The 21913-nt window shown below is 61.6% G+C and carries 20 protein-coding genes; 12 read left to right on the top strand and 8 right to left on the bottom strand.

The features are described from left to right. The 3 genes from NW851_RS09620 to NW851_RS09610 all read left to right on the top strand — a co-directional run. Positions 1-471, top strand: a 471-nt coding sequence (locus NW851_RS09620; RefSeq protein ID WP_414338093.1) for a zinc ribbon domain-containing protein, incomplete at its 5' end; no start/stop codon positions are given. Positions 472-568: 97 nt separating this feature from the next. Further along, a complete protein-coding gene (locus NW851_RS09615) occupies positions 569-2038 on the top strand; it encodes a glutamate-cysteine ligase family protein (protein WP_414338091.1) in 1470 nt (489 codons plus the stop codon). Between the two features lie 281 nt (positions 2039-2319). Next, positions 2320-3357, top strand: coding sequence for a M14 family metallopeptidase (locus tag NW851_RS09610; protein ID WP_414335657.1), 1038 nt, complete (start codon positions 2320-2322; stop codon positions 3355-3357). On the opposite strand, the gene NW851_RS09605 is transcribed toward NW851_RS09610, so the two are convergent. Next, positions 3331-3426 carry a DUF924 family protein gene (locus tag NW851_RS09605; RefSeq protein ID WP_414335655.1) on the bottom strand — a complete coding sequence of 32 codons (96 nt, stop codon included), beginning with the start codon at positions 3424-3426 and terminating at the stop codon, positions 3331-3333. The genes NW851_RS09610 and NW851_RS09605 overlap by 27 nt on opposite strands. Before the next feature lie 164 nt (positions 3427-3590). Here NW851_RS09605 and recN point away from each other — a divergent pair, with 164 nt between their 5' ends. After that, complete coding sequence (gene recN / locus NW851_RS09600; RefSeq protein ID WP_414335653.1) at positions 3591-5318, top strand: DNA repair protein RecN; 1728 nt, start codon at positions 3591-3593, stop codon at positions 5316-5318. A gap of 5 nt (positions 5319-5323) precedes the next feature. Here the strand turns inward: recN and NW851_RS09595 are convergent, their stop codons facing one another. Both NW851_RS09595 and NW851_RS09590 read right to left on the bottom strand, forming a co-directional pair. After that, positions 5324-6031 carry an ABC transporter ATP-binding protein gene (locus tag NW851_RS09595; protein WP_414335651.1) on the bottom strand — a complete coding sequence of 236 codons (708 nt, stop codon included), beginning with the start codon at positions 6029-6031 and terminating at the stop codon, positions 5324-5326. After that, positions 6028-6846 (bottom strand): ABC transporter ATP-binding protein, encoded by an 819-nt coding sequence (locus tag NW851_RS09590; protein ID WP_414335650.1) that lies wholly within the window; start codon positions 6844-6846, stop codon positions 6028-6030. The genes NW851_RS09595 and NW851_RS09590 overlap by 4 nt, the downstream gene beginning before the upstream one ends. Positions 6847-7134: 288 nt before the next feature. On the opposite strand from NW851_RS09590, the gene NW851_RS09585 reads away from it, so the two are divergent. From NW851_RS09585 to NW851_RS09570, 4 genes are all read left to right on the top strand, one after another. Then, the gene (locus tag NW851_RS09585; RefSeq protein ID WP_414338086.1) at positions 7135-8388 is read left to right on the top strand and encodes an ABC transporter substrate-binding protein; all 1254 of its coding nucleotides are present in this window, start codon (positions 7135-7137) and stop codon (positions 8386-8388) included. 158 nt (positions 8389-8546) lie between these two features. Further along, positions 8547-8882, top strand: a complete 336-nt coding sequence (locus tag NW851_RS09580; RefSeq protein ID WP_414335647.1) for a hypothetical protein — start codon at positions 8547-8549, stop codon at positions 8880-8882. Positions 8883-9063: 181 nt separating this feature from the next. Beyond that, complete coding sequence (locus NW851_RS09575; protein WP_414338083.1) at positions 9064-10950, top strand: BamA/TamA family outer membrane protein; 1887 nt, start codon at positions 9064-9066, stop codon at positions 10948-10950. Between the two features lie 64 nt (positions 10951-11014). Then, a complete protein-coding gene (locus tag NW851_RS09570; RefSeq protein WP_414338080.1) occupies positions 11015-11383 on the top strand; it encodes a hypothetical protein in 369 nt (122 codons plus the stop codon). On the opposite strand, the gene NW851_RS09565 is transcribed toward NW851_RS09570, so the two are convergent. Next, positions 11380-12462 (bottom strand): Mrp/NBP35 family ATP-binding protein, encoded by a 1083-nt coding sequence (locus tag NW851_RS09565; RefSeq protein ID WP_414338078.1) that lies wholly within the window; start codon positions 12460-12462, stop codon positions 11380-11382. The two genes, NW851_RS09570 and NW851_RS09565, sit on opposite strands and share 4 nt — an antisense overlap. Before the next feature lie 174 nt (positions 12463-12636). Between NW851_RS09565 and NW851_RS09560 the strand changes: the two genes are divergently transcribed. The 4 genes from NW851_RS09560 to NW851_RS09545 all read left to right on the top strand — a co-directional run bounded on the left by NW851_RS09560 (position 12637) and on the right by NW851_RS09545 (position 17016). Next, positions 12637-12993, top strand: a complete 357-nt coding sequence (locus tag NW851_RS09560; protein WP_414338075.1) for a DUF6464 family protein — start codon at positions 12637-12639, stop codon at positions 12991-12993. Then, positions 12968-13462: an N-acetyltransferase family protein gene (locus NW851_RS09555; RefSeq protein WP_414338073.1), complete on the top strand. Its 495-nt coding sequence runs from the start codon at positions 12968-12970 to the stop codon at positions 13460-13462. Before NW851_RS09560 ends, NW851_RS09555 begins: the two co-directional genes overlap by 26 nt. Before the next feature lie 80 nt (positions 13463-13542). After that, the gene (locus NW851_RS09550) at positions 13543-14862 is read left to right on the top strand and encodes a competence/damage-inducible protein A (RefSeq protein ID WP_414338070.1); all 1320 of its coding nucleotides are present in this window, start codon (positions 13543-13545) and stop codon (positions 14860-14862) included. Positions 14863-14895: 33 nt separating this feature from the next. Beyond that, positions 14896-17016, top strand: coding sequence for a M48 family metalloprotease (locus tag NW851_RS09545; RefSeq protein WP_414338067.1), 2121 nt, complete (start codon positions 14896-14898; stop codon positions 17014-17016). Positions 17017-17023: 7 nt separating this feature from the next. On the opposite strand, the gene typA is transcribed toward NW851_RS09545, so the two are convergent. The 4 genes from typA to glpX all read right to left on the bottom strand — a co-directional run bounded on the left by typA (position 17024) and on the right by glpX (position 21893). Then, positions 17024-18841 (bottom strand): translational GTPase TypA, encoded by a 1818-nt coding sequence (gene typA / locus NW851_RS09540; protein ID WP_414334407.1) that lies wholly within the window; start codon positions 18839-18841, stop codon positions 17024-17026. A 186-nt stretch (positions 18842-19027) separates the two neighbouring features. Next, positions 19028-19135, bottom strand: coding sequence for a photosystem II reaction center protein Ycf12/Psb30 (gene psb30, locus NW851_RS09535; RefSeq protein ID WP_011433833.1), 108 nt, complete (start codon positions 19133-19135; stop codon positions 19028-19030). A gap of 104 nt (positions 19136-19239) precedes the next feature. Next, the gene (locus NW851_RS09530; RefSeq protein ID WP_414334406.1) at positions 19240-20535 is read right to left on the bottom strand and encodes a glutamyl-tRNA reductase; all 1296 of its coding nucleotides are present in this window, start codon (positions 20533-20535) and stop codon (positions 19240-19242) included. A gap of 314 nt (positions 20536-20849) precedes the next feature. Then, entirely contained in the window at positions 20850-21893 is a 1044-nt protein-coding gene (gene glpX, locus NW851_RS09525) for a class II fructose-bisphosphatase (protein WP_414334404.1), read from the bottom strand. Positions 21894-21913 lie beyond the last annotated feature (20 nt).

Raw genomic sequence — 21913 nt, 5'->3', positions numbered from 1 at the left:
GTCAAGAACATGACCCGTAAAGCTAAGGGTAAAGGGAAGAAGCGCAAGGCCGGACTAAACAAGTCTATTTTGTCGGTGGGGTTTGGTACGCTGAACCAAATGCTGACCTACAAAATTGAGCAGAAAGGTGGTCTGGTCTTGTTTCTTCCCACGCAAACCCTTAAGCCGTCTCAGCGCTGTCCAAAGTGTGATGCGATTCACAAGGAGTGGGCAGACCTGAGTAATCGCTACCATGTCTGCCCTGCTTGTGGTTTTGCGATAGAGAGGGACAGGGGGACGGTGATGATACTGTACAACGTTGCCACTAATCAGCAACCGGGGTTGGGAACCCGCCTCGTGAGTCTTGGATGCTTCAGCTCTACTTCACAGACCCGGTACACGGGATCAATGAAGCAACTGGGGCAGAGGAAGAGACAAAAATCTCGCCGTAAAGCGGATGGGGAAACCCCACCCGCCTGCGCGGTGGGGTAGTTCATCTATCACGAAGTTCTTTCCTTTTCGTGCTCAAGTCGGGGCTGACAAGAGTAGTTACGATGTTCTCATCCAGGGGAGCCGCGGAGTTGTCTCGATGGGCCAGGAGATTGCCTCCTTCAGCTTTGGCGCAGAGGACTTTGCCGAGTTCAAAGCTCGGCTGCAGCAGGAGACAGATCTGCTGGACCGCTGGCTGGCCGCCGCGCCGGGGCTGGATCCCGCCTGTCAGCCTTTTGCCCAGGGATCCCCGGTGGGAGGGTTCGAGCTGGAGGCTTGGCTGGTGACTCCTCAGGGGGATCCGGCCCCGATCAACTCAGCCTACCTGGAGGCTGTCAACGACCCGCTGGTGGTGCCGGAACTGGCCCGCTTCAACATCGAGCTCAACAGCCGGCCCCAGGTTTTGGCTGCATCCGCTCTGCGGCAGCTCCGCCAAGAGCTGGAACAGACCTGGGATCGCTGCTGCCGAGTGGCCGAGCAACTGCAGGCAGGGCTGATGATGATCGGCATTTTGCCCACGCTGCAGCAGCAGCAGCTCACTTTGGAGATGATCTCCCCCCGCAAGCGCTACCTGGCCCTCAACGAGCAGATCCTAAACCTGCACCGGCGCGAGCAACCCTCGGGGATCCCGCCCCTGGGGCTGGCGATCGCAGGGCCTGCCGCCCGGCTACGCGTCACCCACCCAAACGTCATGCTGGAGGCAGCCACCACCTCTTTTCAAATCCATCTGCAGGTGTCGCCCCACCAGGCAGCCCGCTACTTCAACGCTTCCCTGCTCGTATCGGCTCCCTTGGTAGCCCTGGCAGCCAATTCTCCCTATCTGTTTGGGCACGACCTGTGGGCGGAAACCCGCATCCCGGTGTTTGAGCAAGCCTTGGATGGCCCACCCCCCCTCGCCCCCACCCACCAAGCTCGCGTTACCTTCGGGCAAGGCTATGTCCAGGGATCCCTAATGGAGCTGTTCTGGGAAAATCTGCACCGCTACCCGGTGGTGTTGCCGCAAAGGTTAGCCGCTGCCCCGACCGAGCTGGCCCACCTGCGTCTGCACAACGGCACCATCTGGCGCTGGAACCGCCCCCTCATCGGCTTGGATCCCGTTCCCCACCTGCGCATCGAACAGCGGGTGGCTGCAGCAGGCCCCACCCTGCCGGACATGATCGCCAATGCGGCCTTTTACTTTGGCCTGGTGCAAGCTCTGGGATCCCGACCTCTTCCCCCGGAGCAGGAGCTGAGCTTTGCCCAGTGCCGCGCCAATTTTTATACGGCCGCCCGCTTCGGCCTCGAGGCCCCCATCACCTGGCTCAACGGTTGGCAGGGATCCCTGCGCCAATTGTTGCTGCAAGAGCTGCTCCCGCAAGCAGAGGCGGGCTTGGCGCAACTGGACTTGGCGCCCCAGGACATCCAGGAGTACCTGGGCATTCTCCGCGGCCGTGTCGAGTCGGGGCAGAATGGGGCCACCTGGCAGCGCCGCTACGTGGCTCGGCATGGTAAAGATATGCAACAATTGACCTGTGCCTACTGGGAACGGCAGCGGCAAGGTCAGCCGGTACACACCTGGGATCTCGGCTAGGGAAGCCGTCTCCCCATAGTTGCCGGCGGGGGGGATAGGTCACCGCTTGGGCATGCCTGCATCGGAAGGGATGCTTTCTCAAAGGTCAGGGCGGCGACCTAAGCCACAAGCACGACAGCCAGTTGTTTACCTCCAGCTAAGGATGAGACAGTTCGCTACCCCAATCTCCATCTCCCCTCTCCCGTTGGGAGAGGGGCTGGGGGTGAGGGCCTATTTCACGGATCCCCTTTGTCCTTAAGCAGCCAAAAGGTTTGCGTTGAGGTGCTTGCCCAAAAAACCGTATGCTCACTGTTCTCGATCACCTGCCGGAGCAACTCCTAGATTTAGAAGCCCATCAACTCTACGACCGATTGGGCGGGCCAACCCTCATCCATCTGGCGGGACGACGGGATCCCCCCTTGTTTGTGTCCGTCCTGCTGCACGGCAACGAGGTCACCGGCTGGCAGGCGGTGCGACAGCTTCTGCGCCGCTACGTCCAGCGGGAACTGCCCCGTTCCCTGTCCCTTTTCATCGGCAATGTGTGGGCTGCTCGCCAAGGACAACGGCGGCTAGACGGCCAACCGGACTACAACCGCATCTGGGGCCCCGGCTCCACCCCCGAACACGCCATGGCCCAGGCCGTCCTGCAGCAGATGCAGCAGCGGGGCGTGTTTGCCAGCGTCGATATTCACAACAACACCGGCACCAACCCCCACTACGCCTGTGTCAACTACTTAGATGCTTCTACCCTGCACCTGGCCACCCTGTTTGGGCGCACCGTCCTCTACTTCACCAAACCGGAAGGGGTACAGAGCATGGCCTTTGGTCGCTTCTGGCCGGCGGTAACCCTGGAATGTGGCAAGCCGGATCAGCCCCACGGCACCCAACATGCCCGCGAATTTCTGGAAGCCTGCCTGCACCTGTCAGCAATCCCTCAGCGCCCCGTCCTTAGCCAGGATATCGACCTGTTCCACAGCGTTGCCATCGTCAAGATCCCAGACGAGGTGAGCTTCAGCTTTGGGGAAGAGGCGGACGACCCACACCTGCGCTTTCCCCCCGATTTGGATCTCTTCAATTTCCGGGAGCTCCCTCCCCACACCCGCATCGGCTGGACGAGCAACGGCTTTCACCTCGACGTGCAAGACGAGCAGGGCCAAAATGTGGCCGATCGCTTCTTCTACGCCCAAGATGGCGAAATTCGCACCCGCGTGCCCATTATGCCGAGCATGCTCACCCTCAACAGCCGCATCATCCGCCAAGACTGCCTCTGCTACTTGATGGAGCGCTACCCTCTGGCCGCTATCGCCCCCCCCTCAGACAAAAGACCCCGGCTGTTGTAGAAAATCCAGCTCTGCGGCTGTAGAGGGGCGACCGAGAACGGCATTGCGATGGGGGAAGTTGTTGATCAAACCCCTGGGCCACCCAAAGCCAAGGGATCCGTTGCAACGGCAGGGGGAGTGCCGCGAAACCCATTGCGGGGAAACCAGAGAACTCCGTCTCGCTGCAAGGGATGGCAGGTACGCTAACGTGAGACAGAATCCTCAAAACTGCCAACTGAGCACACGGGATCCCTATGTTGCGCCTGCTGCGGATCGAGAACTTTGCCCTGATCGAGCACTTGGAGATTCCCTTTCGGGCGGGGCTGAACGTGCTGACCGGAGAAACGGGCGCGGGCAAGTCCATCATTCTCGACGCCCTGGATGCCGCCCTAGGCGGGCCGGCGCGAGCCCTGCGCAGCGGCAGCGAGCGAGGTCTGGTGGAAGCGGTTTTCCATCTCAATCCCGAGCTGGCAGCCTGGCTAGAACAAGAACAAATCGACCCCCTAGAGGAGGGCTTGGTCTGTAGCCGCGAACTGCTGTTGCGCAACGGCAAACTCACCAGTCGTTCGCGGGTGAATGGGGTGCTGGTGAACAAAGCCCAGATGCTCAGCCTGCGCTCCCAATTGGTGGAGATCACCGCCCAGGGGCAAACGGTTCAAATCCAATCTCCGCAAACCCAGCGCCGTTGGCTGGACGATTTTGGCGGCGAAAAGCTGCTGCGAACACGCGCAGAAGTGGCCGCCCTCTACCAAACTTGGAACTATCTGAAAACAGAGACAGAATCCCGCCGGCAAAACCAGCAACTGCGCCTGCAACGGCTAGACCTGCTGCAGTTGCAAGCGCAAGAACTGCTCGCCCTGCGGCTGGAGGATCCCGACGAGCTGGCCAAACTGGAGCGGGAGCGGGATCGCCTGGCCCACCGGGTGGAGCTGCAGCAGCAAAGTTACGCAGCCCACCAACTGCTCTACCAAAATGACAGCGGCTCACCGGCCATCGCCGACCTGTTGGGCCAGGCCGAACGGTTACTGCAAGCTATGACCCAGCGGGATCCCGACCTGGCCCCTCTGGCCGAGATGCTCAGCAGCGCCCTCATTCAGGTAGAGGAGGTGGGGCGAGAGCTGCTGCGCTACGGCGAGACGCTGGAGGCGGATCCCGGTCGGTTGAATAAAATTGAACGGCGCCTTGCCCAACTCCGACAAGCCTGCCGCAAATACGGCCCCACCTTGGCCGAGGTGATGGCCCATGCGGAGCGGGTGCAGGCCGAGTTGGCCCAACTGCGAGGCGACAACACCGACCTGGAGGAATGGCAGGCACGGCTGGACAAAGCTGCCCAAGACTTGGAGTGCCATTGCCGAGTGCTCTCCCAACTGCGCCACCAGGCGGCCCGCCAACTGGAAGAGGCCCTTCTTGAGGAGCTCAAGCTGCTGGGGATGGGCGCAGTGCAATTCCAGGTGCGGATCCAACCCGGCCCCCCGACGGCAGAAGGGGTGGATCAGGTGAGCTTCTGGTTCAGCCCCAACCCGGGTGAGCCCCTACAGCCTCTGGCCAGCATCGCCTCCGGCGGCGAGATGAGCCGTTTTTTGCTGGCCCTGAAAGCCGTATTCAGCCGCATCGATCCGGTGACCACCATGGTTTTTGACGAGATCGATGCCGGTGTGTCCGGCAAAGTGGCCCAAGCCATCGCCACCCAGTTGCACAGCATCGCCCAAGATCACCAGATCCTCTGCGTCACCCACCAGCCCCTGATCGCTGCCTTGGCAGATCACCACCTGCGGGTTTACAAGGTGGTGCAGCAAAAACGAACTTCTGTGCGGGTGGAACTGCTAGGAGAACGGGAACGCCGCGAAGAATTGGCCCAACTGGCCGCCGGCCACTCCGCCCAAGAAGCGATGACCTTTGTAGAGGCTCTCCTCAAGCAAGCGGCTCAACTGCGCCAGCCCCGCCTAGCTCCCCTCTCCCTCGGGGAGAGGGGCTGGGGGTGAGGGCCTCAACCGCCCAAAAACAGCTCCAGCACCTCGGGATTGTTCAACAGGTTGGGGCCGGTGTCCTCGAAGCGGTTTTCTCCCATAGATAAGACGTAGCCCCAGTCCGCCATCTGCAGGGCCTGCTTAGCATTCTGCTCCACCATGAGGATGCTGACGCCAAGGCGGTTGATCTGCCGCAGGAGGGCAAAGGTCTGCTCGATGTACAGGGGCGACAGGCCGGCTGTCGGCTCATCCAGCAACAACAACTGTGGCTCTGCCATCAACGCTCGTCCCATAGCCAGCATCTGCCGCTGTCCGCCCGACAGGGATCCCGCCACCTGGCGCCGCTTCTCTTGCAGGGGCGGAAACAGCTCATAAACCCGCTCCAGTTGGGCGGCATAGCCATCGCGTCGGATGAAGGCCCCCATCTCCAAGTTTTCCTGCACGGTGAGGGAAGGAAAGACGTTGTTGGTTTGGGGCACAAAGCCGATCCCCCGTCGCACCAGTTGCTCGGCAGGGAGATGCGTGATGTCGGATCCCTGAAACAGCACCCGGCCTGTGCGGATGGTGGCTAGGCCAAACAAAGATTTCAGTACCGTCGATTTGCCCGCTCCGTTGGGGCCGATGATCACCACGATTTGGCCAGGGTTCACCTTCAAGTGGATCCCTTTGAGGATGTCCACCCCCCGGTAGCCACTGTAGAGATCTTGGATGTCCAGCAAAGGGGTCATGAGAGGGATCCCTCCGAAGGCAGAGAAGAGGGTTTGGATGGACTCAGGGAGTCGGCCAGCGCCACCGATCCCAGATAGGCCTCCCGCACGGCTGGGTTTTGTTTAATCTCCTCCATGGATCCCTGGGTCAACACCCTGCCGGCGGCCATAACTACCACGTGGTCGCAGAGACGGGTTACCAGATCCAAGTCGTGCTCGATGATGCAGAAGGTACAGCCGCGCTCGCGGTTGAGATACTCGATAAAGCGCATCAGATCCGCCAGCAACGTGCGGTTGACGCCGGCCCCCGGTTCGTCCAGTAGGATCACCCGCGCATCGGCCATGAGGGTGCGCCCCAGTTCCAGCAGCTTCTTCTGCCCACCGGAAAGGGTGACGGCCAGTTGATCCCGCAGATGGATGAGGTTGAGCCGTTGCAAAACCTCTTCGGCCCGAGCTTGCAGGTTGCGTTCTTGTCGTTGCACCTGCCGCCAGCGGAACCAGGCATTGAACAGGTTCTCCCCCACCTGTTGGGGCGGGACGACCATCAAGTTCTCCAGGACGGTCATGCGGCCAAACTCGCGCGGGATCTGAAAGGTGCGCACCAGGCCGCGCCGGAACAGATGGTGGGGGGGCAGGCCGGTGATGTCTTCCCCATCCAGCCAGATGCGTCCGCTACTGGGCCGAACGAACCCGGCGATGATGTTGAAAAGCGTGGTTTTCCCGGCCCCATTGGGGCCGATCAAGCCCGTGATCCGACCGGTTTCAATGCGGAAGGAACAGTGATCTACCGCGCTGATGCCGCCAAACCGTTTGGAGATGTCGTCGATAACAATCACGCTGCCCGATGAGTTCAGTATTTCAATATAATGAGCCCAATTGCCGAGTTTGCTTATTATCCTTCCCGGATCCCTCTGGGAGCAACTGCCCTTGGAGGTTGCAGCCAACCCTGCGGCAGCTAGGGAACGGGCGAGATACTGAGTCTGGCCCGCTTGTTTTCTGGAGCCATCTTTTTTGAGGGAGTGGGGAACGCTTTAAGGCGAGCCAACGTCTAACTGCTACAATTCAACACTTGGCTTTTGGGATCTGAGTTCTACTTTCTCTTGCCTCACAGGAGGTTGTTGGTTATGTCTCGCATGCACAAACTCACCCGACGCGCCTTTGCGGCGGCGGCTGCCCTGACGGCGGCTGCTCTGGCCACCACTTTGCTGCCCGGCACGGCCCAGCAGGCTGCTCAAACGCCGGTCAAGATTGGGGCTCTGCTGTCTTTGACAGGAGATCTGCAGGCCTATGGAGAAAATTGCCTCAAGGGCATCAAGCTGGCCCTCGACCAGATCAACGCTGCCGGTGGCATTTTGGGATCCCCTGCTCAGGTAGTGGAGGCCGATGACCAGACCTCGGCCCAGCCGGCTATCGACGCCGCTCAGCGGCTGGTGAATGTGGAGAAGGTAGCCGGTATTATCGGTGCCCTGGGCAGCGGCATCACCATCCCGGTGGCCACCACGGTGACAGCTCCCAACGAGATCCCGCAAATTTCCCCGGCTTCCACCGCTCCCACCATCACCACCCTAGAGGACAGCGATTTTCTGTTTCGCACCGTTCCTTCTGATGCTTTCCAAGGGGTAGCCCTAGCCCAGGTTACCCGCGAAGAGAATCTAGAGCGGCTGGCGGTCATCTACATCAACAACGACTACGGTAAGGGGCTGGCCGACAGCTTTAAGGCGGCCTTTGAAAAGCAGGGCGGCAAGATCACCAAAGCTGTTCCCTACGATCCCGGCAAGGCCTCCTACCGCAGCGAGCTGACCCAACTGAAGGAAGGGGATCCCCAGGCGTTGGTGCTGATCGGCTACCCCGAAAACGGCGTGGTCATCCTGCGGCAAGCTTTGGAAGAAGGGCTATTCGACCGCTTTGTCTTCACCGATGGCATGCGCTCTCCCGATCTGGCAGCCCAGGTGGGAGCCGATAAGCTAGAGGGATCCATCGGCACCTCGCCCCAGGCCCTCACCGACAGCAAAGCCTACCAGATCTTTGCCGACGCCTACAAAGCTGCCTACGGGGAGCTGCCTCCCACCCCCTACATCGACACCGCCTATGATGCCGCCTTCCTCTTAGCTTTGGCCATCCAAAAAGCCGGCAGCACCGATGGCACTGCCGTTCGCGATGCCTTGCGCCAAGTGGCCAATCCCCCCGGCACCGAGATCTTGCCCGGCGAGTGGGCCAAGGCGGTGGAGCTGCTGAAGCAAGGGGAGGATATCAACTACACCGGCGCTTCCGGCTCGCTGGACTTCGACGAGAAGGGGGATGTGGCTGGAACCTTTGCCCACTGGACTTTCCAAGGGGGGAAGGTAGTCGATCTGAAAGTGTTTGAGCCGGGGAGCTAATTTCCTTTGGGGGTTTTCTAACGGTTAAGTACAGTCAAATAAGCAACAGGGGCCTGCAAGGAGCACTCTTTGCAGGCTTTTTTGCGGCAAGTCAACAGAGCCTTCTGGACAAAACAGGCTAAAGTGTCGGCATCCTGGCGTCTTGTGGAGAATCCTCAATGTTGCCCACCCAACTTGTCGCTGCAATGGCAGCCCTGCTCAGCTTCGGGTTTGCTCCAGCCGCCCTAGCCCAGATCCCCCACCTTGAGCAGACGGCACTCCCAAACGACAGCGCCACCCTTTTGCAAAGCAATGTCCTACAAAACATCGTCTTCGTCGTGCCCAACGCCCCAACGCAGCACTACGCTGGCAGGTGGGGTTGGCGCAGCAGCCCCTCACCGCCCCCTGCCCCCATCACAATCCTGATCCTCAACTCCCAAGCCAACCTGTCCGCCGAGGCAGCCGAGCCGCAGACCTGTGGCCAGCGCTGCCAGGGATCCCTGCGCCTGCCGTAAAGAAGAGGCGGCTGCTTGCACTTCAGACTGCCCAAGCCCGCAATCCGGCTCGCGGCAATGCTCGGATCCGCAGGGATGGGGGTTGATATAATTCAGGGCAATTGTCCACCGCTGGGCGGCAGAGGGTTTTAGCGCAATCTTGGCCCAGCTTTCCAATCTTTGTGGTGTGCGAGGGATCCCTATGAATTGTTCCAGGCAACTCTGCCCTTGGCTAGCTTCAGCCCTGACCTGTGGGATGGTGCTACACACCGCTGCAGCTTGGGCACAGCCCCAACCCGGCACCCTGGATCTGCGCACCGGTGGCGATGCCCCCGCCCAACCCACCCCCACACCTACCCCCGCCGCCGGCGAGCCAGAAGTTGAAGTTTTGGTGGCAGAAGTGGTGGTCGAGGGTACCGACGACCCAGAGCTGATCGAGCAGGTTTACAAGGCTATTCGCACCCGCGCCGGCGAGGTCTCCACTCGTTCCCAACTGCGGGAAGACATCAACGCCGTGTTTGCCACCGGTTTTTTTGCCGATGTGCGGGCGGTGCCTTCCGATACGCCTCTGGGGGTGCGAGTTACCTTTGAAGTCAAGCCCAACCCCACCCTCAAAGCCGTGCGCACGGAAGGGGCAAAAGTTTTGGATCCGGAGGTGCTCCAAAAGGCCTTTGCCGACCAGGAAGGGCGGGTGCTCAACTTTGGCAAGCTGCAGGCAGCAGTGGCCGAGATTGAGCAGTGGTATGCCGACAAGGGCTACGTGCTGGCCAAAGTGACAGATGTGCGCTCCTCCGAAGATGGCACTCTCACCCTGGAAATTGCCGAAGGGGAGATCGAGGATATTCGCGTGCAGGGCAACACCAAAACCCGCGACTTCATCATCACCCGCGAGCTGAAGTCCAAGCCAGGGGATGTGTTCAACCGCAACCAAATCCAGGAAGACCTGCAGGCGGTTTTCAACCTCAACCTCTTTCAGGATGTAAATGTGGGGCTCAACCCCGGCCAGGATCCCGACAAGGTGGTGGTGGTGGTGAACGTGGAAGAGCGCCGCACTGGCACCTTGAGCGGCACCATCGGCGTCAGCTCGGCCACAGGGGTCTTTGCCGGCCTCAGCGTCTCGGAAGAAAACTTGGGCGGCAACAACCAGAGCGCCAGCTTCAATGTGCAGTTGGGCACCAACGAAACTCTGTTTGATTTGAACTTCACCGACCCGCGCATTGCCACGCTGGAGATCCCCACCTCCTACAACGTCAACATCTCCAACCAGCAGAGCTCCAGCTTTGTTTTCAACGAGGGATTGACCTTGCCCAACGGGGATCCCGTGCGCATCAACCGGCTGGGCGGCAGCGTCACCTTCTCGCGTCCCATTGGGGGCAATTGGCGGGCCAGCTTGGGCACCCGCGTCCAATTTGTGGAAGCCCGCAACAGCAACGGCGAGCAGGAGCGCTTTGATGTGCTGGGCAACCCGATTACCTTCAGCGCCAGCGGCCAAGACAGCTACACCACCCTGCGGCTCGGCCTCGTCAACGACAGCCGCGACAACCCCAACAGCCCCAGCCAGGGATCCGTCTTTCGCATCTCCAGCGAACAGTCGGTACGTCTATTCGAGAATGGCCTCAACGCCAACCGCCTCGAGACCAGCTACAGCCAGTTCATTCCCGTCAAGCTGTTCGAGACCCGCAGCGAACGACCGCAGGTGCTGGCCTTTGACGTGCGGGCGGGCACCACGATTGGCGACTTGGCTCCCTACGACGCTTTCCCCATCGGCGGGGGCAGCTCGGTGCGGGGATTTTTTGAGGGTGGCGTCGGCTCCGGTCGCAGCTTTGCCACGGCGACGGCGGAGTTGCGTTTTCCCCTTTTCGACCCGGTGGGGGCAGTGGTCTTCGCCGACTACGGCACCGATCTGGGCAGCGGCGCGGCGGTCATCGGCAATCCTGCGGCGGTGCGCAACAAGCCGGGCAGCGGTTTGGGGCTGGGGGCCGGTATCCGCATCCAATCTCCCTTGGGGCCGCTGCGCATCGACTACGCAATCGGGCAAGGGGAGGCCGGCCAGGCCCAACTGCACTTTGGCATTGGCGAGAAGTTCTAGCTTGGCGGTGGATCTGCTGCCGGCTTGCTATGGTGGGAGCAAGTGCTCGTGAGGGAAGCAACCGATGAAACGGCAACTTGGCCAATCGTTCCGCGGCGGATCTTGGGTACTCTTGCTCTGCGTCAGCCTAGCCCTGGCAGGGTGTGGGCCGTTGGCGCGGCTGGGCATCGGCACAACCCCCATCGCCCAGATCGAACAAAATCCTTCCCGCTACACCAATGTGTACGTCCGCGGTCGTGTGGTCAATCAAATAGGCGTGTTTGGCCAGGGCATGTACGAGATCCAAGACAACAGCGGCTCCCTCTGGGTCATCACCGACAGGGGCCTGCCGGCCATGAACAGCACCGTAACCGTGCGCGGCAAGGCCCAAGAGGGCATCGTGCTGGGGGGACGCAGCTTCGGGGTCTCGTTGGTGGAAGCAGAGCGCTTCTAGCCGGCCCCCAAAGCCAGCATGGAGACGCGGCCCGCCAAAGTTTTGGCAATTTGCCGCAGGGCTTGGGCCGAAGCCGACTCGGGCTGGCCGACCACAATCGGCTGACCCGCATCTCCCCCTTGGCGCAGGGCAATCTCCAACGGGATCCGCCCCAGCAGTGGGATCCCCAGCTCGCGGGCCGTGGTCTCTCCGCCGGCTGAGCCGAAGATATCGTACTGGCGATCCGGTAGGTCGGGTGGAATGAAGTAGCTCATGTTCTCCACAATGCCGAGAATGGGCACCCCCAACTGGCGAAACATGTTCAAGCCCTTGCGGCTATCCAGCAGGGCCACCGACTGCGGCGTAGTGACGATCACAGCTCCCGCCAGCGGCACCGCCTGCACCAGGGTCAGTTGCGCATCCCCGGTGCCGGGGGGCATGTCCACGATGAGATAGTCCAGCTCCCCCCACTGCACCTGGTAGAGGAATTGCCGGATGACGCCGTTGAGCATCGGCCCCCGCCAGATCACCGGCTGATCCCGCCCCACCAAGAGACCCATCGACACCATCTTGACGCCGTAGTTCTCCAGGGGGAAGATGTCCTCGCCGCCGTCTTCCCGCTTGCGCACCAACAGAGAGCGATCCTGCAACCCCAGCATCAGCGGCACATTGGGGCCGTAGATATCGGCATCCAGCAGCCCCACCCGCGCTCCGCTCTGGGCCAGGGCAACCGCCACATTCACCGATACCGAGGTTTTGCCCACCCCCCCCTTGCCGCTGGAGATGGCGATGATGTTGCGCACGCCGGGGACAGACTGGCGATCCGGCAGGGAGGGCGAGCGGGGAGTTTCTGCTGTAACGGTGACCTCGATGGTTTCAACGGGAGCCAGGCGGCGGATGGCAGCCTTGCACTCCTCGACGATGAATTCCCGCAAGGGGCAGGCCGGTGTCGTCAGCACCAGGGTAAAGGCCACCCGCTCCGGCTCGACGCGAATGTCGCGGATCATGTTCAGTTCCACCAGGCTGCGGCGCAGCTCCGGATCTTGAACCGGGCGCAACGCCTCAAGGATGGCGGCAGCATCGAGGGTGGAGGTGGTCATGGCATCAAAAATGAAGTAACGGCTCTATTTTTCACTCTAATCGGTTTTTCTCCAGGGTCTTCGCCCGCTGGCAGGACAGTTGCGAAACTGTCTGCCAACGCTGGCCCTCTGTAGCCGACTGGCCTAGGCTGGCTCTGGTTGGAAGACAAGGCTGTTGGCCGACGGAGGAGGGCAATGGTGCAAGCGCTGATCATGGGAGTCGGTTTGTGGTTGGGACTGACGTTCTTGGCCCAGTTGATCCCTCTGCTGGAAAAGAGAGGCTCCTGCCGCCCCTCAAGCTGGGATGAGCCCACTCCCTCCCGCGAGCTGCAGCCCACCTCGGCCTGGGATCCCTCCTGCCGCTACTTTTCTCGCTCACCCTATCTGCCCTGTGCTGTCAACCCCCTAGGATCCTGTCGCTGCCCTCATTACGTCGCGCCTCCAACCGCTGGGGGAAAAAGAATAAGCTGGAGTCTGTACCCGTGCCGATGTTCCAGGAAAAGAGTGGGTGGAGCCGGGCAAAAGTATGGAAATTCGTCCTGCCACGCCTGAGGATGTGCCCGTTCTGTTTGATCTCATCTGCGCTTTGGCCGAGTACGAGCACCTGAGCCACCTGGTAACGGGATCCGCCGAGCTGCTGCAACAGCATCTGTTTGGCCCCGAAGCCTTTGCTTCGGCCTTGTTGGCAGAAGTGGGGGGGCAAGCGGTGGGGTTTGCCCTCTACTTTCGCAACTTTTCCACCTTCCTCACCCGACCGGGGATTTACCTGGAAGACTTGTTTGTGCTGCCGGAGTTTCGCGGCAGGGGCATTGGCAAGGCGCTCTTGGCGCGGGTGGCCCAGGAGGCAGTGGCCAAAGGATATGGGCGGCTGGAGTGGATGGTGTTGGACTGGAACCAGCCAGCAATTGAGTTCTACCGGCGCCTGGGTGCCAAGCCACATCCGGAGTGGATCCTGCACCGCGTGGTGGGTGCTGAGCTGGAAGCTTTGGCTCGGCTGGCCGAGGATCCCTACCCCTCTTGAGCAAGAGATCCCAGGGATCCCTGCGCGAAAGGGGGATCCAGACCTCTATACTTAGCGGCTGAGCCGAGGTTGAGCCGAGCATGAGCCCAACGCAAACCGTCACTCCCCAGGGGGCTGAGATCCTCTGCATTGGCACAGAGCTACTCTTGGGGGAGATTACCAACACCAACGCCCAATACCTAGCAGCCGAGCTGGCCAAGCTGGGGATCCCGCACTACTACCAAACGGTGGTGGGGGACAACGAAGCCCGCATCCACCATGCTTTGGAGGTGGCCTGCAACCGCTCCAGCCTGCTTTTAATTACAGGAGGGCTGGGGCCAACCCCGGATGATCTGACCCACGCGGCACTGGCCTCTTTTTTCGGCGTGGAGATGGTGGAGCACCCGCAGGTTTGGGAGGAGATTTTGCGAAAGTACGGGCAGCGGGGCCTTGTGCCCTCGCCCAGTAACCGCAAGCAGGCTTTTCTGCCTCAGGGGGCAACCATCCTGCCCAACCCCCTGGGCAGCGCCTGTGGCCTCATCTGGCAGCCCCGGCCCGACCTGCACATTCTCACCTTCCCCGGCGTGCCGCGGGAGATGCAGCAGATGTGGCAGGAGACGGCTGTGCCCTATTTGCGCTCCCTGGGCTGGGGCAAGGAAGTGTTTTACAGCCGCGTGTTGCGCTACTGGGGCATTCCTGAATCGACCTTGGCCGAACGGGTGGGATCCCTGCTGGCGGGGGAAAATCCCACGGTCGCTCCCTACGCCAGCCAGGGGGAGGTGCGCCTGCGGGTTACCGGACGTGCCCCCACGCGTGAGGCGGCGGAAGCATTGATTGCCCCGGTGGTGGAGCAGATTTTACAGATTTCCGGGGAAGACTACTTCGGCAGCGACGAGGCCACCTTGGCCAGCGTGGTGGGGGAGTTGCTGCTGCAGCGGGGGCAAACCCTGGCGGTGGCGGAATCCTGCACCGGTGGCCTGCTGGGGCAGTTGGTAACCGGGATCCCGGGCAGCTCCCGCTATTTTGTTGGGGGGATCGTTGCCTACGACAACCGCATCAAGGAGCAGCTCTTGCGGGTGGATCCCGCGGCGCTGCAGCAGCAGGGGGCCGTGAGCGAGCCGGTGGCGGCCCAGATGGCGCTGGGGGCCAAGCAAGTCCTCGGCTCCGACTGGGCCTTGAGCATCACCGGCATTGCCGGGCCAGACGGGGGTACCCCCACCAAGCCGGTTGGCCTTGTGTATCTGGGCTTGGCCGACCTGGAGGGGAAAGTGGAAGTCCACGAGTACCGCTTCGGCAGCTTGCGGGGCCGCGAGGGGGTGCGCTGGTGGAGCGCCCAGACGGCGCTGGATTGCCTGCGGCGGCGCTTGCTCCGCTACCCCCTTTCGGGGGATCCACCTCAGCAAGGCCAGATCCTTGAGTAAGCTGGGGGAGCAGAGAGATCTCGGAGCGGGCTGATGACCCCCGCGGAGGCGGGCAAAGAGGCGCTGCGGCAGGGCCGCTTTCAAGAGGCCATCCAACTGCTGGAGGCCTACTTGGCTCAATCTCGCCAGCAGGGCGGAGCAGCAGCGATCCCGACAGGCTCCTCCGACAGCCAGACCCTGGAGGCCCAGATGAACCTGGTGCGGGCCTACCATCTGGCGGGCGAGGCGGAGAAGGCGCGGGCGCTTTGTCTGGAACTGCTGCAGCACCCGGATCCCCAGGCGCGAGGCTGGGCCCAAAAAATCCTGCCCCGCCTGCCCCAAACGGTGGAAAAACCCGCTGCTTCCCCGCCCTCCCCAGAACCGGCTTCTGAGGCTCAGCCGCTCTCCAGCCGCCAACGGGCCGCTCAACTGGGCCTGAGGATCCCCCTGCCGGAGCGGGCCGGTTCTCTACGCTGGGCCAAGTGGGGATCCCTGGGGGTGGGCATCCTCTTCCTCTGGTGGCTGAGTTTTGTGCTGGTGGGCGCTCACCTAGATTTCGGACGGCTGAGTTTTCCGCGGCAACTTTGGTTTTTGCAAGGGTTGCTGCCCTGGCTGCGCAATGGCCTGCGCTGGTTGGTAGCCGGCAGCCTGGCGGTCAACTTTGGCGTCGGCCTTTTGTTTTTTGCCCCCTGGCTGATGGATCACCTGCACCGGCGGCTGCACAAGCTGCGCTGGACCACCTTGGGGGAAATTGAGCGCCACAGTCCCGAGGCGGCCCGCCTGCTGCAGCGCCTCTGCGCCCAAAAACAACTGAAACAACCCCGCCTAGGGGTGATCCCGGAAGGGGGGCCGCTGGCTTTTGTTTACGGCACTCTTCCCGACGGCGGCCGCATCGTGGTCACCCAGGCCCTGTTGCAGCAGCTTGCCCCGGATGAGATTGCCGCCGTCTATGCCCAAGCCCTGGGGCGCATCGTCAACGGCGACATCCTGGTTATGACCCTGCTGGGATCCCCCCTTCAACTGGTTTACTTGGCTCTGGAGCAGGTGAGCCAACTGGGGAACAAACGGCGGGATCTCATCGGCCATGCGGCCCCCCTGCTCTACCTAATCTACACAGTGCTTTCCTACCCGCTGTTTTTCCTCTCTCGCCTGGGCACCTCCCACGCCGATCACTTCGCGGTGGAGGCCACGGGCAACCCCAACGGGCTGGTGGCCGCTCTGCTCAAGTCGGCTGCCGGCCTGCAGGAGGCCCACAAAAACGACCGCCGCCCATCTTCGCTGCTGCACTGCACCCGACTGTTCAGCTTCTTGGACTTCAAAACCACCGCCGCTGCCAGTGCCGCCGTCCGCCTGCGGGATCCCGCCCAAGCTGGCCAAGTCTTTCTCTGGGATCAGCTCAACCCCTGGGCCCGCTGGATGCAGGTCAACTCCAGCCATCCGTTGCCGGGGCACCGCTTCCAGGTTTTGGCGGAGTATGCGCAACGGCTGCGCCTGCTGCCGGAGTTGCGCCTGGGATCTGGATCCAAGTTGGATGGGGTCCGTCTGCAAAGCCGCTTCTGGCTGGATCTGGCCATCTACGCTGCCGAAGTGGTCGGGATCCTCGTCGGTTGGCTGGTGGGGCTGATCCTCTACCTGCTGCTGCAAGATCGCCTCGATCCCAAAGTCATTGCTGCGGTAGCGGTGGTGGGCTGTGGCCTAGGCCTGGGATCCAAGGCGGTGTTGATGTACCGCGGATCCCTGTCGCCCCAGACAACTGATGTACTCCACTTGCTGGCTGACCCCGAGGCGGATCCCTGCCGTGGCCAGCCGGTGGAGCTGGAAGGAGAGCTGCTGGGCTTGGGACAAGCCGGCTATCAACTGGGGGCGGAGCCGAAGCTGCAAGATGCCACCGGGCTGATCCCGCTGCGCTTTACCTCTCCCCTGGGACCGGTGGGCAATGTCTTTTCCGGCCTAAAGCAGCTCCGTGCCCTCATGGGCCGGCGGGTCAAGGTGGTGGGCTGGTTCCGCCGCGGCAACACCGCCTGGGTGGATCTGGCCTATGTGCAAGTGGGATCCGACCGGCTCCACAGCCGTCCCCGCCTGTGGCTGGCTTTGTTGGGTTTGGGAGTTGTCTTGCTGGGGATTTGGGGGGCCTTCTATTTCCCCAACCTGCGCTTCTACCTGCGACGGTGGTAGCCGACCACTAGCGACGAGAGGCCGTCAACTGCGCCTTGCGCAGCCGCACCGACTGGGGCGTGATCTCCACCAGCTCGTCCTCGCCGATGTACTCCAGCGCCCGCTCCAGGTTCATCTCCACCGGCGCCTGCAAATGCACCAGCTCTTCCCCGCTGGCAGCCCGGTGGTTGGTCAGTTGCTTGGTTTTGCAGACGTTCAACTCCAAGTCCTGTGGACGGTTGTGCTCGCCCACGATCATGCCCTTGTAGACGCGGGTACCTGGCGTAATGAAGAACACCCCGCGGTCTTCCGCATTTTTCAGTGCGTAGCTGGTGGCCACCCCTTCTTCAAAGGCGATCAGCACCCCGTTGCGGCGCATTTCCATTTCAGAGGTCAGGGGGCGATACTCCAAAAAGCTGTGGCTCATGATCCCCTCGCCGCGGGTGATGCGGATAAACTCCCCACGGAAGCCGATCAGCCCTCGGGCCGGGATGACAAACTCCAACTGGGCCCGCCCGTCCGCGCCCACCATCAGGTTCTGCATCTCCCCCCGCCGCTGCCCCAGCCGTTCAATGCAGGCGCCCACCGTCGATTCCGGCACATCCAGCACCAAACACTCATAGGGCTCGTAGGGTTGGCCGTTGACCTCGCGGAAGATCACCTTCGGCTGCCCCACCTGAAACTCGTAGCCCTCCCGCCGCATGGTCTCCAGCAAAATGCCCAGGTGCAGCTCGCCCCGCCCCGACACCAAAAAGCGATCCGGGGAATCTGTCTCTTCCACCCGCAGCGCCACGTTGGTTTCCAGCTCCCGCAGCAGGCGCTCCCGCAATTGCCGCGAAGTAACAAAGGTGCCCTCTTGGCCGGCAAAGGGAGAGTCGTTGACGCAGATCATCACCTGCAGCGTCGGCTCATCCACCTTGATCAGCGGCAAAGCCTGCGGGTTCTCGGGAGAGGTGAGGGTGTGGCCGATGTTGGCCTCGGCAAACCCCGCCACGGCGACGATGTGGCCGGCAGTAGCCTCGGTGAGCTCGACGCGCTGCAGGCCCTGGAAGCCAAAGAGCTTGGTTACCTTGCCCTTGACGATCGACCCATCTTCTTTGACCACCGCCAACTGATCCCCAAGGCGGATGGTGCCGTTGTGGATCTTGCCGATCACGATCCGACCCAGGTATTCCGAGTACTCCAGCGTGGTAACCTGCAGTTGTAACGGCTTGGCCGGATCCCCAATCGGCGGCGGGACATGCTTGAGGATGGCTTCAAAGAGGGGCTTCATGTCCAGCGGGCCGCTGTACCTTCCTTCCAGAAAAGCTTTCAGGTCAGCTTCTTCCAGGGCAAAGCCCCGCAGCCCCGAAGCAAAGAGGTAGGGAAAGTCGCACTGGTCTTCGTCGGCCCCCAGCTCCAAAAACAGATCCAGCACCTTGTCGATGGCCTTGTAGGGCTCGGCACGAGGCCGATCGATTTTGTTGACCACCACGATCGGGCGCAGGCCCTTTTCCAACGCCTTGCGCAGCACAAAGCGGGTTTGCGGCATCGGGCCTTCGTTGGCGTCCACGATCAACAAGCAGCCCTCCACCATGCCCAGCACCCGCTCCACCTCTCCGCCGAAGTCGGCGTGGCCGGGGGTATCGACAATATTGATCAGGGTTTCGCCGTAGCGGACGGCTGTGTTCTTGGCCAGGATGGTGATGCCCCGCTCTCGCTCCAGGGCATTGAAGTCCAACACGCAGGTGGGAATGTCCTCTCCCTCCCGAAAGGTGCCTGCCTGGCGCAGCAGGGCGTCCACAAGGGTGGTTTTGCCGTGGTCGACGTGGGCGATGATGGCGACGTTGCGGATGGGGAGTGACATAAGAAATAATCAACTCATAAAGTAACGCCCTATAGGCGAGCTTGCCCTAGGGCTGCTTCTATAACTGTAGCGCAAAGAAGCGTTACATTAAGAGATAGGGGAGCAACAGAGCGAACTCCCGCACCGACGCCGACAGGCCCTCCTCAGGGGATCCTGTCAACTGCGCCGGCAACCGGCCTAGGTTGCCTACATATCCGCGCCGCGTAGGTAGAGCAGCAGGATAACCGCCGGCCCTGCCAGAACGATCAAGGCCAGCAGCGCCAACTGCACGAACACTTCGTACTGTCCGAACATACCCCCAACTCCCAGAGCTTACGTTTTGTATCCTAAGGGCAGCCCTTCCCCTGAGATGAGAGAGCTGTTACAATTCTTTAATATTTGACACTGCCCAGGGATCCCTAGCGTTCCTGCTGCGCCTGAAACGGCATGGGATCGAGGTTAAACAGCTCCTGCAGGATTTGCATAGCCCTGCGCCGCGCCTCGATGTCCCGCTTGGCCCGCAGCTGCACCATGGGATCGTGCAGGATCTTGTTGACGATGCCGCGGGTGAGGGCGTCGATCACCTCCAGGTGCTTTTCGGCAAAGTCTTTGCCTAGGCGGGAGAGGGCTTTTTCCATCTCCTGCTCGCGTATAGACTCCACCTTGTGGCGCAGGCTGGAAATGGTGGGCACCGTCTCCAGAGAGCGCCACCACTCCATAAACTGCTCCACCTCTTCTTCCACCAAGTCTTCGGCATCCCGGGCCAGCTTTTGCCGCTGGGCGCGGTTTTCTTCCACAATGCGGGAGAGGTGATCCACGTTGAACACCTGTACCCCTCTTAGCTTTTCCACGTCGGGATCAATGTTGCGGGGCACCGAGATATCCACCAACAGCAGCGGCTGATTCGTCTGCAGCACCCCCGCCAGTTGCTCGTAGGTGAGGATCGGCTGGGTGGCGCCAGTGCTGGTGAAGACCAGGTTGGACTCGGCCACACTGCTCAACAGCGCCTCCCAGGGCAACACCTGGATCGGCTGCTCAAATTGTTTGGCCAGGGCCTCGGCTCGCTCCAAGGAGCGGTTGACCACGGTAATATCCACCGCCCCTTTGGCCAGGAGGTGCTGCACCAACAGGCGGGCCATCCTCCCTGCTCCCACCACGGTCACCTTGCCCTGGGAAAGGGATCCTTGCTCCTGCAAGGCCAACTCCACCGCTGCCGAGCTGATGGACATGGCGCCGGTGCCGATCCCCGTCTCGGTGCGGATGCGCTTGCCGGCGGTGATGGCCGCCTTGAAGAGGCGGTTGAGGATGCGATCCATGCCGTTGCAGGCTTGCCCCAGTTGCTGCGCTTTTTTCACTTGCGACAGGATCTGTCCCTCTCCCAACACCAAGCTGTCCAGCCCGGCGGCCACCCGCACCAGGTGCGTCACCGCATCTTGGTAGAGCAGCGTAAACAGGTGCGGGCGCAGTTGGGGCAGCGGGATCCCTTTTGCCTCCGCCAAAAACTGCATCGTCTGCTGGACACCGCTTTCCATTTCTGGGGTGACAATGTAGACTTCCAGCCGGTTACAGGTGCTGAGGATCGCCGCTTCCTCAATGTGGGGGTGGGCACGGAGCTGCTGGATCCTCTCTCCCACCTCGGCCTCGGAAATGCTGAGGCGCTCCCGGATCTCCACAGGAGCTGTGCGATGGCTAAGACCGACAACCGCGATAAACATGCCTCTCCGTCGTCTGTACAGCAACAGTTATTAAAAGCAAAATCTCTGAACAAAAGCAAATCATCCCTTTTCGGGAAGGTTGAGCTGAGACCGGTGTCAAGGCAGTTCCTTGTCTCGGTTCCAGCAAGCTTAGGTAACTTTTCTCAGCCTACCTAAACCCTAAGACCAGTATCGAACCGGTTTCGCAGGATTTTGCTGAAGAGTTATTACGTTTTTTCGGGTTGCAACTTGATAGATTTTTTAACGTTCGACCAAAGAGAAGAGCGACCTTCGCCAAGGGAAAGTCGCCCTCATCTTTTCGGCAGGGGATCTGTTTAGCGCAGTTGCAGGCTGCGGGGCTGTTGGCCGTCTTTCATGTGGATGGTATCCACGAAGCGCACCGTGCGCGACTGGCTGGAGATCACCAGGGTTTCGGTGCGGGCCCCACCGCCGAAGAAGCGCACCCCCCGCATCAGGTCGCCATCGGTAATGCCGGTGGCGGCAAAGAGCACTTCCTTGCCGCTGGCCAGCTCTTCACATTCCCACACCTTGTCGGGATCCTCGATGCCCTTTTCTTTCAGTTCCCGCCGCGTTTCCTCCACCGGCGGCAGGTAGGTGCCCGCCTGCACCACTTCGGGATCGTAGATCAGCCGCCCCTGGAAGTGGGCGCCCAGGCAACGCAGCGCCGCTGCCGAGATCACTCCTTCGGGAGCCGCCCCGATCCCCATCAGGGCGTGGATGCCGGTGCCGTTGAAGCCTGCCGAGAGGGCCGCCGAGATGTCGCCATCGGTAATCAGCTTCACCCGCGCCCCCGCCTCGCGGATTTGGCGGATGAGATCGACGTGGCGCTTGCGATCCATGACCACCACCGTCAGGTCTGAGATCTCCCGATCCAGGCTTTCGGCGATGATCTGCAGGTTTTTCTCAGGGGGATAGTCGAGGTGCACCTTGCCCTTAGCCTGGGGCGGAGCCGCCAGCTTTTGCATGTAGATGTCCGGCGCGTGCAGCAGGCCGCCTTTTTCGGAGATGGCCAGCACTGCCATAGAGCCGTTTTGGCCTTTGGCCACCAGGTTGGTACCCTCGCAGGGATCCACGGCAATATCGATTTCCACCAGCTCTTCCACACGGCAGAATTGCTCCGCATCCGGACGGGTACAGATGCCCACCTCTTCCCCGATGTAGAGCATGGGGGCCTCATCGCGGGTTCCCTCCCCGATGACGATGCGACCGCGCATGGGGATCTGGTTCAGTTTCTCCCGCATGGCCTCGACGGCCACCTGATCGGCAGTCTTGTTGTCGCCTTTGCCCATCCAGCGGGCCGCGGCGATGGCAGCCTGCTCCACCACTTCGATGATCTCTAGCCCCAACTTGTTGTCCACGGTGTGCCCCCTTTGTGATG

This window comes from Synechococcus sp. H55.7 (assembly GCF_047462395.1).
In the GTDB taxonomy this organism is placed as follows: Bacteria; Cyanobacteriota; Cyanobacteriia; order Thermostichales; family Thermostichaceae; genus Thermostichus.
The sequence above is the reverse complement of the archived record's forward strand: the minus strand, read 5'-3'. Positions and strand labels throughout refer to the sequence as shown.

Excerpts from the sequence above, each read along its gene's own strand:
- NW851_RS09615 (WP_414338091.1), top strand. The coding sequence starts at position 569 with ATGGGCCAGGAGATTGCCTCCTTCAGCTTTGGCGCAGAGGACTTTGCC.
- NW851_RS09610 (WP_414335657.1), top strand. The coding sequence starts at position 2,320 with ATGCTCACTGTTCTCGATCACCTGCCGGAGCAACTCCTAGATTTAGAA.
- recN (WP_414335653.1), top strand. The coding sequence starts at position 3,591 with ATGTTGCGCCTGCTGCGGATCGAGAACTTTGCCCTGATCGAGCACTTG.
- NW851_RS09595 (WP_414335651.1), bottom strand. The coding sequence starts at position 6,031 with ATGACCCCTTTGCTGGACATCCAAGATCTCTACAGTGGCTACCGGGGG.
- NW851_RS09585 (WP_414338086.1), top strand. The coding sequence starts at position 7,135 with ATGTCTCGCATGCACAAACTCACCCGACGCGCCTTTGCGGCGGCGGCT.
- NW851_RS09580 (WP_414335647.1), top strand. The coding sequence starts at position 8,547 with ATGTTGCCCACCCAACTTGTCGCTGCAATGGCAGCCCTGCTCAGCTTC.
- NW851_RS09575 (WP_414338083.1), top strand. The coding sequence starts at position 9,064 with ATGAATTGTTCCAGGCAACTCTGCCCTTGGCTAGCTTCAGCCCTGACC.
- NW851_RS09570 (WP_414338080.1), top strand. The coding sequence starts at position 11,015 with ATGAAACGGCAACTTGGCCAATCGTTCCGCGGCGGATCTTGGGTACTC.
- NW851_RS09565 (WP_414338078.1), bottom strand. The coding sequence starts at position 12,462 with ATGACCACCTCCACCCTCGATGCTGCCGCCATCCTTGAGGCGTTGCGC.
- NW851_RS09560 (WP_414338075.1), top strand. The coding sequence starts at position 12,637 with ATGGTGCAAGCGCTGATCATGGGAGTCGGTTTGTGGTTGGGACTGACG.
- NW851_RS09555 (WP_414338073.1), top strand. The coding sequence starts at position 12,968 with ATGGAAATTCGTCCTGCCACGCCTGAGGATGTGCCCGTTCTGTTTGAT.
- NW851_RS09550 (WP_414338070.1), top strand. The coding sequence starts at position 13,543 with ATGAGCCCAACGCAAACCGTCACTCCCCAGGGGGCTGAGATCCTCTGC.
- NW851_RS09545 (WP_414338067.1), top strand. The coding sequence starts at position 14,896 with ATGACCCCCGCGGAGGCGGGCAAAGAGGCGCTGCGGCAGGGCCGCTTT.
- typA (WP_414334407.1), bottom strand. The coding sequence starts at position 18,841 with ATGTCACTCCCCATCCGCAACGTCGCCATCATCGCCCACGTCGACCAC.
- psb30 (WP_011433833.1), bottom strand. The coding sequence starts at position 19,135 with ATGTTCGGACAGTACGAAGTGTTCGTGCAGTTGGCGCTGCTGGCCTTG.
- NW851_RS09530 (WP_414334406.1), bottom strand. The coding sequence starts at position 20,535 with ATGTTTATCGCGGTTGTCGGTCTTAGCCATCGCACAGCTCCTGTGGAG.